The organism is Streptomyces similanensis, from assembly GCF_039543625.1.
Taxonomy (GTDB): Bacteria; Actinomycetota; Actinomycetes; order Streptomycetales; family Streptomycetaceae; genus Streptomyces; species Streptomyces similanensis.
In genome coordinates this window covers 146,084-164,608 of the sequence record NZ_BAABKC010000002.1, presented here as the reverse complement: position 1 = coordinate 164,608, position 18,525 = coordinate 146,084, and the positions used below count along the sequence as shown (strand labels likewise).

Annotated in this window: 19 protein-coding genes; 15 read left to right on the top strand and 4 right to left on the bottom strand. The window is 72.8% G+C overall.

What is annotated here, in order from left to right; translation table 11 throughout:
- Positions 1–279 precede the first annotated feature (279 nt).
- From ABEB07_RS01200 to ABEB07_RS01190, 3 genes are all read left to right on the top strand, one after another.
- Positions 280–1,119 carry an SDR family NAD(P)-dependent oxidoreductase gene (locus ABEB07_RS01200; RefSeq protein WP_345666617.1) on the top strand — a complete coding sequence of 280 codons (840 nt, stop codon included), beginning with the start codon at positions 280–282 and terminating at the stop codon, positions 1,117–1,119.
- Between the two features lie 221 nt (positions 1,120–1,340).
- Positions 1,341–1,676, top strand: coding sequence for a hypothetical protein (locus tag ABEB07_RS01195; RefSeq protein WP_345666616.1), 336 nt, complete (start codon positions 1,341–1,343; stop codon positions 1,674–1,676).
- A gap of 86 nt (positions 1,677–1,762) precedes the next feature.
- Positions 1,763–2,326: a CGNR zinc finger domain-containing protein gene (locus ABEB07_RS01190; protein WP_176147173.1), complete on the top strand. Its 564-nt coding sequence runs from the start codon at positions 1,763–1,765 to the stop codon at positions 2,324–2,326.
- On the opposite strand, the gene ABEB07_RS01185 is transcribed toward ABEB07_RS01190, so the two are convergent.
- On the bottom strand, positions 2,281–3,234 hold the full coding sequence (locus tag ABEB07_RS01185; protein ID WP_345666615.1) for a DMT family transporter: 954 nt from the start codon (positions 3,232–3,234) through the stop codon (positions 2,281–2,283). The two genes, ABEB07_RS01190 and ABEB07_RS01185, sit on opposite strands and share 46 nt — an antisense overlap.
- A gap of 94 nt (positions 3,235–3,328) precedes the next feature.
- Here ABEB07_RS01185 and ABEB07_RS01180 point away from each other — a divergent pair, with 94 nt between their 5' ends.
- From ABEB07_RS01180 to ABEB07_RS01140, 9 genes are all read left to right on the top strand, one after another.
- Entirely contained in the window at positions 3,329–4,225 is an 897-nt protein-coding gene (locus ABEB07_RS01180; RefSeq protein WP_176147175.1) for a LysR family transcriptional regulator, read from the top strand.
- A 183-nt stretch (positions 4,226–4,408) separates the two neighbouring features.
- Positions 4,409–6,052 (top strand): APC family permease, encoded by a 1,644-nt coding sequence (locus tag ABEB07_RS01175; protein ID WP_345666614.1) that lies wholly within the window; start codon positions 4,409–4,411, stop codon positions 6,050–6,052.
- Between the two features lie 61 nt (positions 6,053–6,113).
- Positions 6,114–6,521: a DUF3224 domain-containing protein gene (locus ABEB07_RS01170; protein WP_176147177.1), complete on the top strand. Its 408-nt coding sequence runs from the start codon at positions 6,114–6,116 to the stop codon at positions 6,519–6,521.
- A gap of 271 nt (positions 6,522–6,792) precedes the next feature.
- Positions 6,793–7,167 (top strand): roadblock/LC7 domain-containing protein, encoded by a 375-nt coding sequence (locus tag ABEB07_RS01165; RefSeq protein WP_164585118.1) that lies wholly within the window; start codon positions 6,793–6,795, stop codon positions 7,165–7,167.
- Between the two features lie 196 nt (positions 7,168–7,363).
- A complete protein-coding gene (locus ABEB07_RS01160) occupies positions 7,364–7,774 on the top strand; it encodes an ArsR/SmtB family transcription factor (RefSeq protein WP_345666613.1) in 411 nt (136 codons plus the stop codon).
- 115 nt (positions 7,775–7,889) lie between these two features.
- The gene (locus tag ABEB07_RS01155) at positions 7,890–8,222 is read left to right on the top strand and encodes a helix-turn-helix domain-containing protein (protein ID WP_345666612.1); all 333 of its coding nucleotides are present in this window, start codon (positions 7,890–7,892) and stop codon (positions 8,220–8,222) included.
- The gene (locus ABEB07_RS01150; RefSeq protein WP_345666611.1) at positions 8,219–9,874 is read left to right on the top strand and encodes a helix-turn-helix domain-containing protein; all 1,656 of its coding nucleotides are present in this window, start codon (positions 8,219–8,221) and stop codon (positions 9,872–9,874) included. Before ABEB07_RS01155 ends, ABEB07_RS01150 begins: the two co-directional genes overlap by 4 nt.
- 78 nt (positions 9,875–9,952) lie before the next feature.
- Positions 9,953–10,525: a transcriptional regulator gene (locus tag ABEB07_RS01145; RefSeq protein WP_345666610.1), complete on the top strand. Its 573-nt coding sequence runs from the start codon at positions 9,953–9,955 to the stop codon at positions 10,523–10,525.
- A 435-nt stretch (positions 10,526–10,960) separates the two neighbouring features.
- On the top strand, positions 10,961–11,947 hold the full coding sequence (locus ABEB07_RS01140; RefSeq protein WP_345666609.1) for a CAP domain-containing protein: 987 nt from the start codon (positions 10,961–10,963) through the stop codon (positions 11,945–11,947).
- A gap of 147 nt (positions 11,948–12,094) precedes the next feature.
- On the opposite strand, the gene ABEB07_RS01135 is transcribed toward ABEB07_RS01140, so the two are convergent.
- Both ABEB07_RS01135 and ABEB07_RS01130 read right to left on the bottom strand, forming a co-directional pair.
- Positions 12,095–13,324: a cellulose-binding domain-containing protein gene (locus tag ABEB07_RS01135; RefSeq protein WP_345666608.1), complete on the bottom strand. Its 1,230-nt coding sequence runs from the start codon at positions 13,322–13,324 to the stop codon at positions 12,095–12,097.
- Between the two features lie 261 nt (positions 13,325–13,585).
- Positions 13,586–14,092, bottom strand: coding sequence for an SRPBCC family protein (locus ABEB07_RS01130; RefSeq protein WP_176147182.1), 507 nt, complete (start codon positions 14,090–14,092; stop codon positions 13,586–13,588).
- Positions 14,093–14,428: 336 nt separating this feature from the next.
- Here ABEB07_RS01130 and ABEB07_RS01125 point away from each other — a divergent pair, with 336 nt between their 5' ends.
- Complete coding sequence (locus tag ABEB07_RS01125; protein ID WP_345666607.1) at positions 14,429–15,385, top strand: M28 family metallopeptidase; 957 nt, start codon at positions 14,429–14,431, stop codon at positions 15,383–15,385.
- A gap of 44 nt (positions 15,386–15,429) precedes the next feature.
- On the opposite strand, the gene ABEB07_RS01120 is transcribed toward ABEB07_RS01125, so the two are convergent.
- Positions 15,430–16,110, bottom strand: coding sequence for a pyridoxamine 5'-phosphate oxidase family protein (locus ABEB07_RS01120; RefSeq protein ID WP_176147184.1), 681 nt, complete (start codon positions 16,108–16,110; stop codon positions 15,430–15,432).
- A 255-nt stretch (positions 16,111–16,365) separates the two neighbouring features.
- Between ABEB07_RS01120 and ABEB07_RS01115 the strand changes: the two genes are divergently transcribed.
- Together ABEB07_RS01115 and ABEB07_RS01110 are read left to right on the top strand one after the other, a co-directional pair.
- A complete protein-coding gene (locus ABEB07_RS01115; RefSeq protein ID WP_164588842.1) occupies positions 16,366–17,844 on the top strand; it encodes a glutamate-cysteine ligase family protein in 1,479 nt (492 codons plus the stop codon).
- A gap of 110 nt (positions 17,845–17,954) precedes the next feature.
- Positions 17,955–18,506: an NUDIX hydrolase gene (locus ABEB07_RS01110; RefSeq protein ID WP_345666606.1), complete on the top strand. Its 552-nt coding sequence runs from the start codon at positions 17,955–17,957 to the stop codon at positions 18,504–18,506.
- Positions 18,507–18,525: the final 19 nt, after the last annotated feature.

Sequence of the window (18,525 nt, the reverse complement as noted above, 5' to 3'; positions counted from 1 at the left end):
CGTTTTGGGAGCGCTCCCAACGTGACTCGGTGGGGACTGTAGAGACGCAATCATGTTCCTGACAAGACTGCGGACGGCAGCAGCGCCGACGGGTTTCTAAGGCGCAGGTCATCGACGGGCGCGGGGGTACCGACCTCCGCCACGGTGGCCGGAAGCGCTCCCGCGACGGTGACGTTTCGTCCACGCGGTCGAGGGGGACACCGGACAGATCCGGGCCGACGATCATGCGATCGCGCTCCTCATGGCCCGGGAGGGCTGTCCAGGGAAGGGACACGGGACATGACGTGGGACGAGGCGCCCGCTACGGCCGTGGTGACCGGGGCGTCGTCGGGCATCGGCGCCGAGTACGCGGAGCGGCTGGCCGACCGGGGCTGGGACGTGGTGCTGGTCGCCCGGCGTGCCGACCGGCTCGCCGCGCTGGCCGACCGGCTGCGCCGGGACGCCGGGGTGGGCGTGGAGACGGTGGAGGCCGACCTCGCCCGGTCGGCGGACCTGGCCCGGGTGGCGGAGCGGGTCGCCGCACCCGATGTGGCGCTCCTGGTCAACAACGCGGGGATCAACGGGTACGGACCCTTCACCGAGGTCGACGCCGCGCTGCTGACGAAGGTCGTGGACGTCAACGTCGTCGCGCCCACGGTGCTGACGCGCGCCGCCGTCCCGGGGATGCTGGCGCGCGGCCGGGGTGCGGTGGTCAACGTCGCGTCGCTGCTGGCCTTCGCCGGCTCCCTGCCGCCCGACCGCCTCCCGCAGCGGGCCGTCTACGGCGGCACCAAGGGCTACGTCGTGACGTTCACCAGGACCCTCGCCGCCGAGCTGGCCGGCACTCCGGTACGGCTCCAGGTCGTCTGCCCGGGACTCACGGCCACCGAGTTCCACCTCGGGACGGGCGAGAGTCCGGTGCCGGGCGAGCAGCGGGTCCACGACGAGGGCGGGATGCCCGTGGCCGACGTGGTGAGCGCCTCGCTGGCGGCGCTGGCCACCGGCGAGGTGGTGTGCGTGCCCGGTCTGGAGGACGCGGAGGCCGTGGCGCGGCTGGCCGCGGCGGAACTCGGCCTGCGCGACGGCGCGGGTACGGCGCTGGCGCCGCGCTACCGGGCGGAGACGGACACCGGGGGCTGATCGAGCGGTGGGGACGCCCGTGCGGGTGTGTCGCCGTTCGAGGCCGTGCGGGTGTGTCGCCGTACGGGTCCGCGTAGGTGTGTCGCCGTACGGGTCCGCGTAGGTGTGTCGCCGTGTGGGTGTGTGCGGGGTGGGGCGCTGGGTAGGCGGCTCGACCTGGGACCGCGGCGGTGACCGCCGTCCGTGCTCCCGGGAACACGCGCTGTGCAAGGAGGAAGACCATGAAGAAGCTCACCCGGCAGGCCAGGACCGCAGGTGTCTGCGCCGCCTTCGTCGCGGGCGCCGTACTCTCGGCCGGCGGCTCCGCGGCCGCGGCCACCGGCCGGCCGTCCGCACCCGCCCCGGCCCGGACCGCCGTGACCGGCGCCGCGCCCGCAGCGTCCTTCTCGGTCCACCACTTCCACCACCCCCGGCACCACCACCTCGCCGACCCGCGCACGGACCCCTGGGTGGCGGGCCAGCTGGCGACGTTCGGCCTGACGGCCGACAAGCGCTCGGCCGTCTACGACCCCTGGGTGAAGGACCAGATCGCCCTGTTCGGCCCGAGCGGCCGGTAACCGGCCGGCCGTCTCCACCGCCGGCCGTCTCCACCGCCGGGCGACGATTCTTGCCGGGTGCGTACGTCACCTGTCAGGATGGTGATATGAACCTCGACCATGTCTTCGTGTGCGGGAACCCGGCCCTGGACTTCGCCGCGACGTTGCGTGCGCGCCGTACGGCGCGGTTCGAGATGTTCGTGACGCCCGACCGGCTGGACGCCTGGTTCCTGGAGTCCGGTGTGGTGGACGCGCTCACCCCGAGCACCGAGGCGGACGTCGAACGGGCCAAGGAGCTGCGCGAGGCCGTCTACCGAACGGTCACCGCGCGCCGGCTCGGCGAGGCGTACGACGCCGAAGCGCTGGACCTGCTGAACGGCACGGCACGCGAGCCGGCCGCCGTACCGCAGCTCACCCCGCGCGGGCGGCACACGGAGGCGACGCCCCGGGAGGCCCTGGCCGCCCTCGCCCGGCAGGCGGTGGAACTGCTCGGCGGCCCCGACGTGCCCCTCCTCAAGGAGTGCGGCAACCCCGAGTGCACCCGCGTCTATATCGACCGCTCGCGGGGGACGCGCCGGCAGTGGTGCGGCATGGAGTCGTGCGGCAACCGGATCAAGGCGGCCGCCTATCGCGCCCGGAAGCGGAGCGCGCCCGCCGTCGGCCTGGGCTGAACCGGCTGCGGCGGCGCGGCGCGGTGGGCGCGTTCCACGGACTGGCCCCAGTAGGTTCCGGCGACCATGAGCACGGCGCCGAGCGAGGCCCACAGAGTGAGCCGTTCGCCGCCGAGGCCGATGCCCGCCGCGACGGCCCAGACCGGCTCGGTGCCCAGCAGGAGGCTGGCCCGGCTCGCCGAGGTGCGCTGCACCGCCCAGGTCTGGGCGAGGAAGGCGAACACGCTGCAGAAGAGGGCCAGATAAACCAGCTGACCCCAGGTGGCGGCGTCGGCGTGCGCCAGCGCGGAGGCGTGCACAACGGCGGCCGGCAGGAACAGGACCGAGCCCACGGCGGTCTGGACGGTGGTCAGGTGCAGTGGGTCCACCGGCCGCCCGGCGGTGAGCCGTCCGACGAGTGCGACGTGCCCGGCCCGCACCACCGCGGCGGCCAGCACCAGGGCGTCCCCGAGCCGGGGTGCGTGCAGACCGGCGCCGGCGGTCAGCAGCCCGACGGCCACCACGCACAGGCCGGCCGCGCCGAAGAACGCCGGGGGCAGCCCCGGCCGGCCTCCGGTGCGGTCCAGCAACGGCGTCAGCACGATCGTCAGGCTGATGATCAGCCCGGCATGGGCGGCGCTGGTGTGGGCCACCCCGTAGGTCTCCAGCACCAGCACGGCCGCTTGTGTGACGCCCAGCAGCCCTCCGGTGCGCAGTTCCGCGCGGGTCCAGCCGGGCCGGCGGGGGCGGGCGGCGACCAGCGCGCCGCAGGCCAGTGCGCAGGCCAGGGCGGAGACGGCGTACCGGGCGAACAGCACCGCCAGGACCGGCAGGACGTCGGTGGCGGACTTGGCCACGAGGTAGCTGGAACCCCAGACGAGCGCGACCAGGAGGAGGACCGCGTCGGTACCGCGGCGGGCGAGTGGCATGGGCCCACGCTGCACCAGCCCGAACGCTGTAGGCCAGCACCAACTTCTACACCGACCATGTAGCGGGGCTACAGCGTCGCCCTAGACTTCCGGCATGGACGAACGGCAGCTGCGCATCCTGCGGGAACTGGGCGAGCTGGGGAGTGTCACCGCCGTCGCCGACGCGCTCCAGGTGACGCCCTCGGCGATCTCGCAGCAGTTGCGGCTGCTCCAGCGCGCGATCCCGGTCCCGCTGACCGAGCGCTCCGGACGCCGGGTGGTGCTGACCGAGGCCGGGCAGGCCCTGGCCGGCGCCGCCATCGAGGTGGAGAGCGCGCTCGCCCGGGCCCGGCACACCATCACCGACTTCGCGGGGCGGGAGGACGGCGAGGTGTCGGTGGCGGCGTTCCACAGCGCGGCCGCCACCCTCTTCCCGCTCCTGCTGCGCGCGCTGTCCGGGCCGGACCGTCCCCGGCTGAGACTCGGCGACGAGGACGTGGCCCAGGACCGCTTCCCGGCGCTCACCCGCGACTACGACCTCGTCCTCGCGCACCGCCTCGACCACGGCCCGCCGTGGCCCCGCACGGTGACCGCGGCGACCCTGCTGCGCGAGCCCCTGGACGTGGCGCTCCCGACCGGTCACCCACTGGCCGGCCGGCCGCTGCTGACACCGCGGGAGGTGGCGGAGGAGCCCTGGATCACCGTCCACGACGGCTTTCCGCTGATGGCGACCGTCGAGGCCGTCGCCTGCGTCGCCAACCGCCGGCTCGACATCGTCCATCGCGTCAACGAGTTCTCGGTGGTCGCCGAGATCGTGGCGGCCGGCGGCGGCATCGCGCTGCTGCCCCGCTGGACCGCCCGCGCCCACCCGGGTGTGGTCCTCAGGCCGCTGAGCGGAGTGCACACCCGGCGCCGCATCGACGTACTGCACCGGCCCGAGCGCACCGCGCGCAAGGCCGTCCGGACGGTCCTCGCCGCACTGCACCGGGCCGCCGCGACGATCCGCGTGTGACCGCCCGCGCCGATCCTCACACGCTCGGGCGCGGGAGCGGACGACGCGTCAACTTCTTGCGGATCCCGGTCCCTTCGGACCCTTCGGACCCTTTCCCGGCGCGCTCGGCCGACGGAGCGCGTCGGCGTCCTTCCCGCCCGCTACCCTCGTGCGGACGGACGACGACGCTGAGGAGGCGGTGGCGTGCCGCAGGATCTGCCGGCCGGCGGGGGCGCGCTCCCGGCGGCCCTGGCCGAGGAGCGCCGGCTCCGCCGCGACCTGGGCTTCTGGGCGCTGACGGCGATCGCGTTCTCCAACATCGTGGGCTCGGGATGGCTGTTCGCGGCGATGTACGCGGCGCAGACGGCGGGCCCGGCGGCGCTGCTGTCGTGGGTGGCGGCGGGAGCGCTGTGCGTCCTGGTGGCGCTGGTGATGATCGAGCTGGGCGCCTCCCGGCCCGAGGGCGGCGGCACGGTGCGCTGGCCCCTGTACGCCTCGGGGCGGCTGGTGGGCACGCTGGTGGGCTGGTCCGTGCTGCTGTCGGTCGGCGGCACCGCGGCGGAGATCAGCGCGATCATGCAGTACGCGGGGCACTACCTGCCCGGCATCTACCGCGGCGGTTCGCTGACCGTCACCGGGCTCGGTGTGGCGACGGCGCTGAGCGTGCTGCTGACGGCGCTGAACTGGTTCGCGGTACGGCTGTTCGCGCGGCTGAACAACCTGCTGTCCGTCTTCAAGATCGCGGTGCCGGTCGTCACGGTGGCGGCGCTGCTGGCCTCCGGCTGGCACTCCGGGCGGCTCACCGACCACGGCGGGTTCGCGCCGTACGGGTACGCCGCCTGCCTGTCGGCGCTGGCCGGCGGGGGCATCGTGTACTCGGTGAACGGCTTCCAGGCGCCCCTGGACTTCTCCGGCGAGACCCGCGACCCGCGGCGCACCGTACCGGCGTCGGTGCTGATGTACCTGGCCCTGCAGGTCGCGTTCCTGTTCACGGTGCCGGAGAGCCTGCTCGGGCACGGCTGGCACGGGGTGGACTTCGACTCGCCGTTCGGGCAGCTGGCGCTGCTGCTCAATCTGCACTGGCTCTCGGCGCTGCTGTACGCGGACGCGGTCGTCTCGCCGGGCGGCTCGGCCTACGTCGGGGTCGCGCTGGACGCCCGGCACACCTACGCGCTCGCGAAGAACGGCACGCTGCCGCGCCGGCTCATGGCGGTGGAGGAGCGCTCGGGCATCCCGCGCCGGGCGCTGGTGCTGAATCTGCTGGTCATCGTGGTGTTCCTGCTGCCGTTCGGCGGCTGGCAGGACATCGTGAGCGTGATGGGCGACATGTATCTGCTGATCTACGCGGCCTCGGCGGTGGCGGCCGGGGTGTTCCTGGCCGATCCGGGCAGCGGCACGGCGGGCTGGGTGCCGGGGCTGCGCTGGATCGCGCCGGTGAGCTTCGTGGTGGCGGCGGAGTTCGTGTACTGGTCGGGCTGGCACGATCTGCGGCTGGCGCTGCCGCTGGTGCTGGCCGGACTGCTGGTGTTCCTCGGCATGCACCGCACCGCGATGGCCGGCCGGCCGCTCGCCGCCGAGCTGCGGACGGGGGCGTGGCTGGTGGTGTTCCTGGTCCTGCTCACCCTGCTGTCCTGGCTCGGCTCGTTCGGCGGCTCCGGGCGGCTGCCGGCGCCCTGGGACTCGCTGACGGTGGCGGCGTCGGCGTTCGCGGTGTTCTTCTGGGCGGTGCGCGCGGGCACGGCGTGGCTGCGGGACTCCCGCGGGGCGGGCGGCGGTCTGCCAGGTGGCGGTCTGCCGGACAGCGGTTCGCCGGGCGGCGGTCTGCCGGGTTCGGCGGCGGGGGCGTAGACGCGCCGTACCGGCGGGCGCCGTGGGCGCGTTGTCAGTGGCGGGCTCTACGATCCCGGGCATGAGAGCTTCAGGTACGTTCGACGTCACCGAGTTCACTCCGGCCCCGGTGCCGGCTCCGCCGGTCGAGACCGCCGTGCCCGTCGGCGTGGCCACCATGAGCAAGGAGTACGCCGGCGAGGTCGTCGGCCGCTCGGCCACCTTGTTCACCGCGGCGTTCGACCAGTCCACCGCCACCGGCACCTATGTGGCCATGGAGTCCTTCGAGGGCTCCCTCCACGGCCGTACGGGCTGCTTCAACTTCGCCCACTCGGCGACCACTTCGGGCGAGAGCCGGGAGTCGGAGTTCTTCGTCGTGGTCCCCGGCAGCGGGACCGGCGAGCTGAGCGGCATCACCGGGACGGGAGGCATCGCGATCGACCCGGACGGCACGCACCGCGTCTGGTTCGACTACGCACTCCCCTCGTGACCCGGGCCCGCGGAGAGGCCGGCACGGCCAGGACCCGGCGGTGGGTGTCTGGCGGGTGTGCGGGAGTGACAGCGGGCATCAGATGCGGTCGCCGAACGGTCCGTATCTGACCCGCCCCGGTCAACACAGGTCATTGCCGAAGACCGTCACTCGAACGCCGGTCGGACCCGCCTACGGTGCGGTCACCGGGCGGGACGGGCTCGCCCGCTCCGCCGGACGGGGCGGCGTCGCCCGTCCCGTCCCGACCAGTCGACGATCAAGGGGAGGCACCATGGCGAGTGTGGAAGTGTCGCTGAAGGAGATGATGACCGCGGTCGAGGGGGCGTTGGGCGCGGCGGTCGTCGACTACACCAGCGGAATGGCGCTGGGCACCCTGGGCGGGGGCAAGGACCTGGACATGACCATCGCGGCGGCGGGGAACACGGACGTCATCCGCGCCAAGGTGCGCACCATGGAGCAGTTGGGCCTGCAGAGCCAGATCGAGGACGTACTGATCACGCTCGGCGGGCAGTACCACCTGATCCGCCTGGTCACCGGGCGCAACGGCAACGGCCTGTTCCTCTACCTCGTCCTGGACAAGGGGCGTTCCAACCTGGCGATGGCCCGTCACCAGCTCCGGCGGGTCGAGGAGCAACTGGAGATCTAGCGCCCTCCGGGTCCCGGCCGACGCGTGCCCATGATGTGAAGAGTTCTTCAAGTCACCACATCAACATGCTTCCAATCCATGGCTGCGCCCGGCCGGGGCCGAGAAGGATGGGCCGTGCGGGCCCTTTCCGCGGCGGCGCCCTCCGGGGCGCCGCCCCACATCCGGACCGTCGCGACGCGGCAGGGAGCGAGCACCCATGCAGGTCCCCCTCTACCAGGCCAAGGCGGAGTTCTTCCGCATGCTCGGGCACCCCGTGCGCATCAGGGTCCTGGAGCTGCTCCAGCACGGCCCGGTGCCGGTACGGGACCTGCTGGCCGACATCGAGATCGAACCGTCCAGCCTCTCCCAGCAGTTGGCCGTGCTGCGGCGCTCCGGCATCGTCGTGTCCACCCGCGAGGGCTCCACGGTCCGCTACGAGCTGGCCGGCGGCGACGTCGCCGAACTGCTGCGCGCGGCCCGCCGCATCCTCACCGAACTCCTGGTGGGCCGCACCGAACTCCTCGCCGAGCTGCGGCAGACGGACGGCGCCCCGCCGGAGCCGGAGCCAGGGCCGAGGCCGGAGCCAGGGCCGGGCCCCGCGTCCGTCGGCCGCACGGCCGTCCCGTAGCGCACACGTGTGCCGTGCGGCCGCGTTCCGTGCCCCCGCGGCTTCCGCGACCCTGCGACTTCCGGCCATGCGTTTTACGCATGATGTGTGAGTACCGAGTGCTAAAGTGGCTGCCGTGGGCTTGGGTCTTGACGAACGGGTGCGATCGGCGGTGGCGGCACTCCTGCATGCGACGGGTGAGGCGCAGACCGACCTCGCCCTCGTCCTGGGTGTGAGCCAGGCACAGGTCAGCCGCCGGCAGTCGGGGGCGACCGCCTGGAGCCTGGCCGACTGCGAACGGGTGGCCGCGCACTACGGCATCGATGTCCTGGAACTCCTGGCCGGGCCGACCCGCGCCGTGGAGTCGCTGCCCCCGGACCGCCGGCGCACCCCCGGCCGACAGGCCGGCGGCGAGGTACGCGGCACGGCCGTACGGGACGACGCCGTGCCGGGTGGTGGAGCGCGATGACCGACTTCGAGGCGATCGACGCCCTGCTCGCCGGGGCCCGGCAGGAAGTCCCGCTGCCGCCCGTCGAGGAGCGGCGCGCGCTGCGCGAGGGACTGAACCTCTCGCGCACCCAGGTCGCGCAGGCGCTGAGCGTCAGCCCGTCGACGGTCGGCGGCTGGGAGTCGGGCCGGGACCCCGGCGGTGAAGTGCGCGCGAAGTACGCGTACTTCCTCGACGGCGCGCGCACCAGGCTGGCCGCGATCACGGGCGAGGAGGCCGCAGCGACCGAGACGGACGCGGCGGACGCCACGGACGGGCCGGAGGAGGCCGACACAGTTCAGCCGCCCGGGCAGGACGAGGATGGTCAGGACGACATGGAGGCGCTGGCCGTGCCGCAGCCGTGCGTGCTGTGCGGGCAGCCCGCCGCGCACCAGGTCGCGGGCTTCCCCCAGCACCTGGACCCCGCGGCCTGCGGCACCGCTGACTCCGGACGGATGACCGAACCCGCGGAGACGGCGGAGGCGGTCGCTCCGCAGCGACCGCGCCACCGTCCGGCGCAGCCCGGCCAGGAGGGCGCGGCGGGTCGGGAAGACGCGGCGCGCCGGGAGGGAACAGCGGGCCGGAAGAGCGCGGTGGGTCGGGACGGTGCGGCAGGCCGGAAAAGCGCGGCGGGTGGCGGCCTCAAGGTCGTGCCCGTCGGCCGGCGGGTGCGCGAGGCCGACACCCCGGACCCGGTCGCCCGCGCCGTCGCGGACGCGCTCGCCGAGCACTCCGGCGACGTGGAGGCGGCGACCGCCGCGCTGGTGAAGCGGGCGATCCCGGACGCGATGGCGTTGCTGGACGCCTCGCGCAAGGGCGGCCGCTACGACGTCGTCGCACACCCGTGGCTGCCCGAGATCCTGCGCAAGCAGACCGCCCGCGGCGCCGACCAGATCTGGGAGGCACGCCCGAAGTGGACCCGGCCGGAACTGCCCGCCGGCCGGCACGAGGTGACCGCCCTCGACATCAACGGCGCCTATCTCTCCGCGCTCAAGACTCACCTTCCGCTGGGCCAGTTGGAGCACTCCACCGGCGACCACCACGACCGCCGCCGGGCCGGCGTCCATCTGATCACCCCGCCCGCCTGGGACCACGGGGCGGTCCTGCCCAACCCGATCGGCAACCGCGACGAACCCGGCCCCCTGTGGGTCACCGAACCCACACTGCGTCTGCTGCTGCGCCTGTCCGGGCCGAAGTACGGGCTGTGCGACCCGCCCGTGATCCACGAGTCCTGGACGTCGGGGGCGACGGAGAGCCTGCTGGAGAAGTTCCGCACCGCGCTCAAGGACGCCCGGGACCGGGCGATCGCCGAGGACGACGAGGTGACGCTGGAGTACGTGAAGGCCATGTACTCCAAGTTCGTCTCCACCATGGGCGAGTCGAACTACAACCGGGAGCTGTACCGCACCGACTGGATGCACCTGATCCGCTCCCAGGCCTTCACCAACCTGTGGTGGAAGGCCCACCGGGCCTACGATCAGGGTCTGCTGGTCGTCCGCGTCATGGGCACCGACGAACTCCATGTCACCGGCGACTGGCGGGCGGTCTTCCCCGAGGGCCGCGGCGTCGCCGAGGTGAAGCTCAAGGACACGTATGCCGTGGGCGGCGAGCCCGACCACCCCGACGGCGGCTGACCGAGGCCGCACGCCCGGACCGACGGACGGCGGCCGACCGAAGACCGCACGCCCGGCCAGACCCAGGAACCGGAGACCATGCCCGAGCGGAACAAGCAGTTCGGCCTCTACGGCGCCCAAGGCATCAAGGGCCACCAGGCGGTCGCCCGTCAACTCGACGCGCTCGCCGGGTACATCGCCACCCCGGTCACGGCACGACGCGGTCTGCTCGCCCGGCTGCACTACCTCACCCGCAGCGACCACGCCCGCGCGCGGGCCCACGCGGCGGGCCTGACCGTCACCGACCGCACCCTGAGGGCGTGGCTGGCCGGGAAGAGGTCGCCGTCGAAGGCGAACATCGAACGCGTCGAGCGGGCCTACCGCACGGTGCGGCGCGAGAACGTCGCCCGCTACCTGCTCGCCCGCCTCAACCGGCAGGGCCGCGGCACCCGGGTGGAGATCCACCCGCTGAACCAGTCCCAGGTCGACCGGCCCCGTCAGCGCGCCGTCGAGTTCCGCACACTCAACATCCGGCACTGGGACCGCATCGTGCAGGCGTGGGTGGCCGACGACGAACGCGGGATGGACGACGCCTGGGTCGACCAGATCGTCGACCTCGGCTCGCAGTGGGGACAGTACGAGTACGTCACCAACGTCGGGTTCGCCGCGTAGGACGCCGGGCACCGGACGGCTGGGAGAGAGGTGAGCTGTGACATGCGTCACGGCCGTTCCGCCACCTATGCCCCCGGAGTAGTAGTCGGCGCGCCGTCGACATGGGGGACTTGTCCGTCTTGATCCAGACATGCGCGCCGCGCGGATCCATGACGTTCCCTGCGGTCACTCATCTCGTCGCTTCTGCAAAGCATGGCGGCCTTCTGACGGGCAGCCAGTGAGGTGTGCGGGGCGGGGGCAGCGGGGCAGCACGTTCGCTCGTGACTCCGCAAGGGCAGATCGATCTACGAGTCGCGGTAGTAGCGAGGCCCTTTGCGCTCCATGTGAAGGCTTCCTAAGAATGACGCTCCACAAGGCATCGCCGCAGTTCAGAAGCGCATTGCATACGAGCGAGCCGTATGCGGGGCGCGTGGCGACCACCGAGTGAGGTCACGCATGGGCAAGCATCGTAAGAAGCAGTACTACCGGCGCATAGCCATCGCCGCCGTCGCGGTCGGCGCCGTCGGCATCCCGTCCGTCGCCCTGGCCTGCGGCGACTGGCCGGGCGGCGGGACGGACCAGGCCGCCCCCTCGGGGTCGCCGCTCGCCGACAGGCAGAGCGCCGCGGCCTGGTGGGCCCAGGCCGCATGGCACCGTCCGAGCGGCGAGAGCGCGGGCGCGACGCCGACCGCGCCCGCGTCGCTCACCGTGCCGACGTCGCCCGCCTGGGCCGCCGTGACCGCGACGCCGAGCGCGCCCGCGTCGGCTCCCGCGGCCACGGCGCAGTCGCCGAACACCGCCGCCGGCACGCCGAGCGCCACCGCGTCGAAGACGAAGGCCGCCGCCACGGCGCACCAGAAGCACCAGAAGCACCAGAAGCAGCCGGCGGTCGCCAAGCCCCGGGCGAGCGTCTCCCCGAGCACGCCGAAGCCCACCGCCAAGCCGACCGCCGAGCCCACCGCCACGGCTTCGGCCACCGCGGCCGCGACCACCGCCCCGTCCGTGCCGACGGCCCCCGCCGCGACCACCGCGGCGCCGAGTTCCCCGGCGGCCCAGGCGCCGGCGTCCGGCGACGCCGCACGTGTCGTGCAGCTCGTCAACGCCGAGCGGGCGAAGGTAGGTTGTTCGCCCCTGACCCTGAACGCGACGCTGACCAAGGCCGCGCAGGCGCACAGCGACGACATGGCCGCCCACCAGAACATGTCGCACACCGGGTCCGACGGGTCCGCCCCGGGCGACCGGATCACCGGCGCCGGCTACATCTGGAGCAGCTACGGCGAGAACGTCGCCTACGGCTACGCCACTCCGGAGGCGGTCATGGCGGGCTGGATGGCCAGCCCCGGACACAAGGCGAACATCCTCAACTGCTCCTTCAAGGAGATCGGTGTCGGCCTCGCGCAGCCCGGCTCCTACTGGACGCAGGACTTCGGCACGGCCCGCTGACCGACAGACGTCAGCCGGGCCAGACGGCAGACGAAGGAGCCGAGGGAGCATCCCGGTCGGCCGGCCCCTGACAACAAGGGCCGGCCGGCTCCGGCACGCCGAGGGTCCGCCGCACCGACGGTCCGGCGCCCCGGCGGTCCATCGCGCTCAGCAGCTCTGCGGTGTCGAGCCGAGTGCCACGTCGTCGTACCAGAGGGTGTCGTCGCCCGTGCCGTAGCTCTCCCAGCCCAGCCGGAAGGTGGTGGGCCGGGGGGCGGTGGTGCGGCTGAGCCACTGGGCGTCGACGTCCTGGGTGGGGCTGCCGTCCACGTGCAGCCCGGCGATCTGCTGGTCGTCCAGCCAGGTGTCCATGCTCTGCCGGGTGGTGTCGACGGCGAACCGCAGACACACCCAGCGGCCGGTGGGCAGCGGGGTGCTCAGCGCCACGCCCGCCGGGCTCTGCGCGGGCAGGGTCGCGTCGTCGGACTGGCGGTTCCACTGGAGGGCGCCGTTCTGGCCGCCCATCCTCAGGTCGCGCCCGCCGTCGCGCGCGTCGGCGAGGGTGAGCATCGCGATGTGCGCGGCGGGCAGCGGCGTGGTGTGCCGCACCCACACCCGGCCGTACACCACGGGGCCCACCGCGGAGACGTCCTTGGTGGTGGCCACGAAGACGTGGTTGCAGTAGCCGGCGGCTCCGTCCACCCGCACCGAGCGGCTCCCGCTGTGGGCGACCGAGGTGTCCACCGTCGCCTTGCCGGAACCGGCGCAGTCGGGGGCCGCGACCGTCCAGTCGCCCGACGGCGCGCTCCCGGTCTGGTCCTCGAAACCGGAGCACACCACCGCACCGCCGCACCCCGGCGTGGGAGTTCCGCCCGACGGCGTAGGAGTTCCGCCCGACGGCGTGGGCGACGGCGAACCGGGCGGCGGCCCCGAGGGCGTCGGGCTGCCCCCCGAACCCCCCGCGCACGAAACGCCGTTGAAGGTGAAGTCGGCGGGTGCGGGATTGGCGCCGGACCAGGTGCCCTGGAAGCCGAAACTCGCGGCGGCGCCGGTGGCCAGTGTCCCGTTGTAGTCGAGACTGCCCGCGGTGACCGCCGCGCCGCTCTGGCTCACCCGGGCGTTCCACGCGGAGGTCACCCGCTGACCCGCGCCGAACGTCCACCCCAGCTCCCAACCGCTCACCGCGGGCCCGAGGTTGGTCACCGACACCTGCGCCGTGAAGCCGCCCGGCCACTGGTCCGCCGTCCACGCCACCCGGCACACCGCGCCGCCGTCCGCCGCCCGAGCGGTGCCGCGCACCCCGTAACCGGCGAGACACGCCAGCACCGTACCCACCACGGCCAGGAGAGCCGCCACCCGTAACCCCCGCCTGCCCGGCGGCCGGACCGTCCTCGTCATCGTCCGTTCTCCTTCCACCACGGGATTTGATGATCAGAGCATGACAAAAAGAGGAGACTATGGGAGCGCTCCCATAAACTCACGGTAGCGATCCGGGAGACTGATGTAAACGGCTCACGAAGCCTCGGCCTCCGTACAGCCGAGGGCCTCCGTACAGCCGAGGGCCTCCGTGCAGCCGAAGGCCGCCGCGGCGCCGACGTCTCCGACGGTCACCGGGCGGCCGGGCTGACGGACTGACGACCCGTCAGATATGCGCCCTTTTCAGAGCGCTCCGCCGGAGATGCCGCCGGACGTACCGCCGGCGTCCGCGTCCCCCGGCGTGATCCGTCCCCGCCAGGCGCCGCTCTCGCCACCGCGCTTCTCGATGTACTCCTTGAAGCGCTTCATGTCTCCCTTGATCTGCCGGTCCGTGACCCCCAGCAGATCGCCGGCCTTCTCCGCCATGCCGCTGGGTTCGATGTCCATCACGAGCTCGACGCGGGTGTGCCCGTCGTCCACCCGCTCGAAGCGGACGGTGCCCTTCTGCTGGGTCTCACCGCTGGTCGTACGCCACGTGATCCGCTCGTCGGGGAGCTGGTCGACGATCTCGGTGTCGAACTCCCGCTTGACGCCGGAGACCTTCGTGACCCAGTGGTTGTGGCGGTCGTCCAGCTGCCTGATCTCCTCGACCCCTTCCATGAAGTTCGGGAAGGACTCGAACTGCGTCCACTGGTTGTACGCGATGCGGACGGGGACCTCGACTTCGACCGTTTCCTTGACCGTGCTCATGTACAGGTGCCTCCAGTTTCGTCGATCGGCCGCGGCGGACCGCAGCCCGCCGATCGGCTCTCGGCACCGCCGCGAGTACCCGTCGGGCACGGCTTTACGACTCCGTGTCCGAAAACCGGCCGTCACTCCTGTCCCGCCTGGCCTGCGGCGGGGCGTACCGGGCGGTCGTCAGGGTCGCTATGCGGACGCTCATGTCCGGTTTCCGCTCTTGACCGGGGGTCGGCCGCCCCGCCACGATCCCAGGCACCTCACACCGATCGTGGACATGTCATGCACCAGGTACCGGCACTCCCCGCCGGTCCCGCATGCCGCCACCTCGAACAGACGGAGCCCCACATGACCCACTCCGTTCGCCCCCGCAGGCGTGCCGCCACCGCCCTCGCCGCCACGGCCGCCGTACTCCTCGTCGCCGGCGCCACCACCGGGGCAGCGTCCCCGGCGTCCCGGGCGGCGGCCGCCGCACCCGACATCGCCGTGGCCGACGTCAAGGCCGACCTGGCGCAGTTGCAGTCGATCGCGACCGCCAACGGCGGCAACCGCGCCCACGGGCGCGCCGGCTACCAGGCCTCGCTCACCTACGTGCAGAACAAGCTGAACGCGGCCGGCTTCACCACGAGCGTCCAGCAGTTCACCGCCTCGGGCCGTACCGGCTACAACCTCGTCGCCGACTGGCCCGGCGGCGACACCAGCCGGGTCCTGATGGCCGGCGCCCATCTGGACAGCGTCACCGCGGGACCCGGCATCAACGACAACGGCTCCGGCTCGGCGGCGCTCCTGGAGGTCGCGCTCGCCGTCTCCCGCACCGGCTACCAGCCCGCCAAGCACCTCAGGTTCGCCTGGTGGGGCGCGGAGGAACTGGGCATGGTCGGCTCCCGGAACTACGTCAGCGGCCTGTCCAGCGCCAACCGCGCGAAGATCAAGGGCTACCTCAACTTCGACATGATCGGCTCGCCCAATCCCGGCTATTTCGTCTACGACGACGACCCCACGATCGAGAAGACGTTCAAGGACTACTACACCGGGCTGGGCGTCGCGACCGAGCCGGAGACCGAGGGCGACGGCCGCTCCGACCACTCACCCTTCAAGAACGCGGGCATACCCGTGGGCGGCGTCTTCAGCGGCGCGGACTACATCAAGTCCTCGGCGCAGGCGGCGAAATGGGGCGGTACGGCCGGTCTGGCCTTCGACCGCTGCTACCACTCGTCGTGCGACACGTCGGCCAACATCAACGACACCGCGCTGAACCGCAACGCGGACGCGATGGCGTACGCGGTGTGGACACTGTCCGCGTAGCCGACCGGGCAGCCGGGCCGATCGACCCCGCCGGGCCGACCGCGTCAGTTCGCCGGGGTGCCCGTCCGCCGCGTCAGGTGGGCGGGGGCCTCGGCGTCCTCGGGCAGCAGCGGGTCCGGCTCCAGCTCGCCCCACGTCGCACGCAACGGCAGGACGCCCGCCCACAGGCCGAGCCGGGCGTCCTCGCCGTCGCCGTCGTCCGGGCCGCCGGTGCGGATCTTGACGGACGCCTCGTCCAGCGGCAGGGCGAGCAGGGCCGTGGCGGCGAGTTCCCGGGCGCTGGGGCGGCGGGCGTAGTCCCACTGGCCGGGCGTGGCCTGCTCGGTCAGGCACCGCAGACCGGCTAGCTTCTCCTGCGGGTCCGTGACCGGGCGGGGGACGCCGAAGATCATGGCGCTGCGGTAGTTGACCCCGTGCTCGAAGACCGAGCGGGCCAGGACGAGACCGTCGACATGGGTGACCGTCACGCAGACCGTGGCGTCGGGCGACGCGACCAGGCTGCGGCTGGCGACCGAGCCGTGGAAGTACAGGGTGCCGCCGTCGGAGCCGTACACGGTGGGCACCACCAGCTGGTTCCCGTCGACGGTGACGCCCAGGTGGCAGAGGAAACCGGCGGCGAGGATCGCGTCGAGCCGGTCGCGGTCGAGGCTGCCCTGCTGCCGCAGCCGACGGTGCCGGGTCCGCTCGGTAACCGTCAGCCGCCGCTCGGGGGAACCGGAGTCCATGGGGAGCCGCCTCTCTCACATCCGGCGTGGAACAACGGCGGCCACACTACTGTTTCCGTCACCTAGACGCCATATATCTACGCAATCAGTTGCCAGAAGCCAGCGTGTCAACGAATTCCATCGCCCTCCTGACATCACCGCCGTCCGGCCGGTACCACGGGTCCCGGGCCTCTCCCCCTCGCCTGGTCGAGGCATCCCGGTGGTGCGACGCTGAGATGTGCAGGATGTCCGTCGAGAGGCAACCCGGGAGGGCCGATGGGACGCGACGTCCCGGCGCTCGTCTTCACCCGTGAGGACCGCCGCCGCTACCGGATCAAGATGCAGGAGTGCCTCGACACCTTCGCTCAGATGCTGCGCGACGCACGGTTCGATGCCGAGCGGCCGCAGGTCGGGCTGGAGATCGAACTGAACCTGGTCGACGGCCGGGCCGAGCCGACGATGCGCAATTGCGACGTACTGGAGGCGATCGCGGACCCCGCCTGGTCCACCGAGCTGGGCCGGTTCAACCTGGAGACCAACATTCCGCCGCGCCGGCTGACGGCGGGCGGCCCCGACGCCTGGGAGTCGGAGATCCGCGCCGCGCTGAACCACGCCGACCACCGGGCCGGGACGGTCGGCGCCCACCTGATCATGATCGGCATCCTGCCGACGCTGCGGCAGGAGGACGTCGGCCACGCGGCGCTCTCGGAGAACCCGCGCTACCGGCTGCTCAACGACCAGGTCTTCGCCGCCCGGGGCGAGGACCTGCGCATCGAGGTGGACGGGGTGGACCGGCTGCGGACGTACGCGGACACCATCACGCCGGAGGCCGCCTGCACCAGCACCCAGTTCCATCTCCAGGTCTCCCCGGAGGAGTTCGCCGGCTACTGGAACGCGGCCCAGGCGGTGGCCGGCGTCCAGGTGGCGCTGGCGGCCAACTCGCCGTTCCTGTTCGGCAAGGAGCTGTGGCACGAGACACGTATTCCCTTGTTCGAACAGGCCACCGACACCCGCCCCGAGGAGATCAAGGTGCAGGGCGTGCGGCCCCGGGTGTGGTTCGGGGAGCGGTGGATCAACAGCGTCTTCGACCTCTTCGAGGAGAACCTGCGCTACTTCCCGGCCCTGCTCCCGCTCTGCGACGACCAGGACCCCGGGGAGACCCTGGACCGCGGCGACATCCCCGAACTGGGCGAACTGACCCTGCACAACGGCACCATCTACCGCTGGAACCGGCCGGTCTACGCCATCGCCCAGGACAAGCCGCACCTGAGGGTGGAGAACCGGGTGCTGCCCGCCGGACCGACCGTCGCCGACACCCTGGCCAACGGCGCCTTCTACTACGGGCTCACCCGCGCCCTGGTGGAGGAGGACCGGCCGGTGTGGTCGCGGATGTCCTTCTCGGCCGCCGAGGACAACCTGCACACGGCCGCCCGGCACGGCATCGAGGGACGGCTGTACTGGCCCGGCATGGGCGAGGTGCCGGTGCCCGAACTCGTCCTGCGCCGGCTGCTGCCGATGGCGCACCGGGGACTGGAGCTGTCCGGCATGGACGACGCCTGGCGGGAGCCGCTGCTCGGCGTGATCGAGCAGCGGTGCGTGACCGGACGCAACGGGGCGGTCTGGCAGAAGGAGATGTTCCACCGCCTGGACGCCACCGCCCGCTCCGGCCGCCATGAGTCGCTGCGGCGGATGACGGAGCAGTACATCGAGTACATGCACCTCAACGCCCCGGTCCACACCTGGCCGGTCGACTGACCCCGACACGGGGCCAATTCCACCCGCCGCAGGCCGTGACGGACAGGGGACGGCCTGCGTTGTTCCTATTACCTGTTACCTGTCCGCAGCACACTCCCCGGAGCAGCAGCATGGACCCCTCGCCCCGCACCGCTGCCGTACCCCGCCCGCACCGGGGCGGCCGGGTCTGGCTGCCGCCCGAGCAGTACGCGGAGACGGTGATGAAGGCGACCGGCTTCTCCGCCGTCCTCCTCACCGACGAGTGCGACCGGCCCGTCCAGCTGCACTCCGTCTACAGCCCGACCCACCCGTGGCAGCTGGCGGGCGGCACCATGGACCCCGGGGAGCGCCCCTGGCAGACGGCCGTCCGGGAGTGCCGCGAGGAGACCGGCATCACGGTGGCCGGGCCGCCGCGGCTCCTCGCGACGGTGTTCGGGCTGCCGGGCGCGGAGTGGCCGTACAGCACGATGGGCACGGTCTTCGACGGCGGGCGGCTCACCGGGGAGCAGATCCGCGGCATCGTCCTGGACCCCGAGGAGCACGACGAGGTGCGGGTCCTGCCGTTGCGGGAGTGGCGGTCGCTGATGCCGCCGCGGGACTTCGAGCGGCTGGAGGCCGTGATGGAGGCCCGCCGGACGGGTGTGGGCGCCTACTTCGACACCTGGGACTGGGACCAGGAGTGAGCGGCGTGCGGTGTCGGCG

Bases quoted from the DNA above. Each gene is read 5' to 3' on its own strand.
- ABEB07_RS01200 (WP_345666617.1), top strand. From the start codon at position 280: ATGACGTGGGACGAGGCGCCCGCTACGGCCGTGGTGACCGGGGCGTCG.
- ABEB07_RS01195 (WP_345666616.1), top strand. From the start codon at position 1,341: ATGAAGAAGCTCACCCGGCAGGCCAGGACCGCAGGTGTCTGCGCCGCC.
- ABEB07_RS01190 (WP_176147173.1), top strand. From the start codon at position 1,763: ATGAACCTCGACCATGTCTTCGTGTGCGGGAACCCGGCCCTGGACTTC.
- ABEB07_RS01185 (WP_345666615.1), bottom strand. From the start codon at position 3,234: ATGCCACTCGCCCGCCGCGGTACCGACGCGGTCCTCCTCCTGGTCGCG.
- ABEB07_RS01180 (WP_176147175.1), top strand. From the start codon at position 3,329: ATGGACGAACGGCAGCTGCGCATCCTGCGGGAACTGGGCGAGCTGGGG.
- ABEB07_RS01170 (WP_176147177.1), top strand. From the start codon at position 6,114: ATGAGAGCTTCAGGTACGTTCGACGTCACCGAGTTCACTCCGGCCCCG.
- ABEB07_RS01165 (WP_164585118.1), top strand. From the start codon at position 6,793: ATGGCGAGTGTGGAAGTGTCGCTGAAGGAGATGATGACCGCGGTCGAG.
- ABEB07_RS01160 (WP_345666613.1), top strand. From the start codon at position 7,364: ATGCAGGTCCCCCTCTACCAGGCCAAGGCGGAGTTCTTCCGCATGCTC.
- ABEB07_RS01150 (WP_345666611.1), top strand. From the start codon at position 8,219: ATGACCGACTTCGAGGCGATCGACGCCCTGCTCGCCGGGGCCCGGCAG.
- ABEB07_RS01145 (WP_345666610.1), top strand. From the start codon at position 9,953: ATGCCCGAGCGGAACAAGCAGTTCGGCCTCTACGGCGCCCAAGGCATC.
- ABEB07_RS01140 (WP_345666609.1), top strand. From the start codon at position 10,961: ATGGGCAAGCATCGTAAGAAGCAGTACTACCGGCGCATAGCCATCGCC.
- ABEB07_RS01135 (WP_345666608.1), bottom strand. From the start codon at position 13,324: ATGACGAGGACGGTCCGGCCGCCGGGCAGGCGGGGGTTACGGGTGGCG.
- ABEB07_RS01130 (WP_176147182.1), bottom strand. From the start codon at position 14,092: ATGAGCACGGTCAAGGAAACGGTCGAAGTCGAGGTCCCCGTCCGCATC.
- ABEB07_RS01125 (WP_345666607.1), top strand. From the start codon at position 14,429: ATGACCCACTCCGTTCGCCCCCGCAGGCGTGCCGCCACCGCCCTCGCC.
- ABEB07_RS01120 (WP_176147184.1), bottom strand. From the start codon at position 16,110: ATGGACTCCGGTTCCCCCGAGCGGCGGCTGACGGTTACCGAGCGGACC.
- ABEB07_RS01115 (WP_164588842.1), top strand. From the start codon at position 16,366: ATGGGACGCGACGTCCCGGCGCTCGTCTTCACCCGTGAGGACCGCCGC.
- ABEB07_RS01110 (WP_345666606.1), top strand. From the start codon at position 17,955: ATGGACCCCTCGCCCCGCACCGCTGCCGTACCCCGCCCGCACCGGGGC.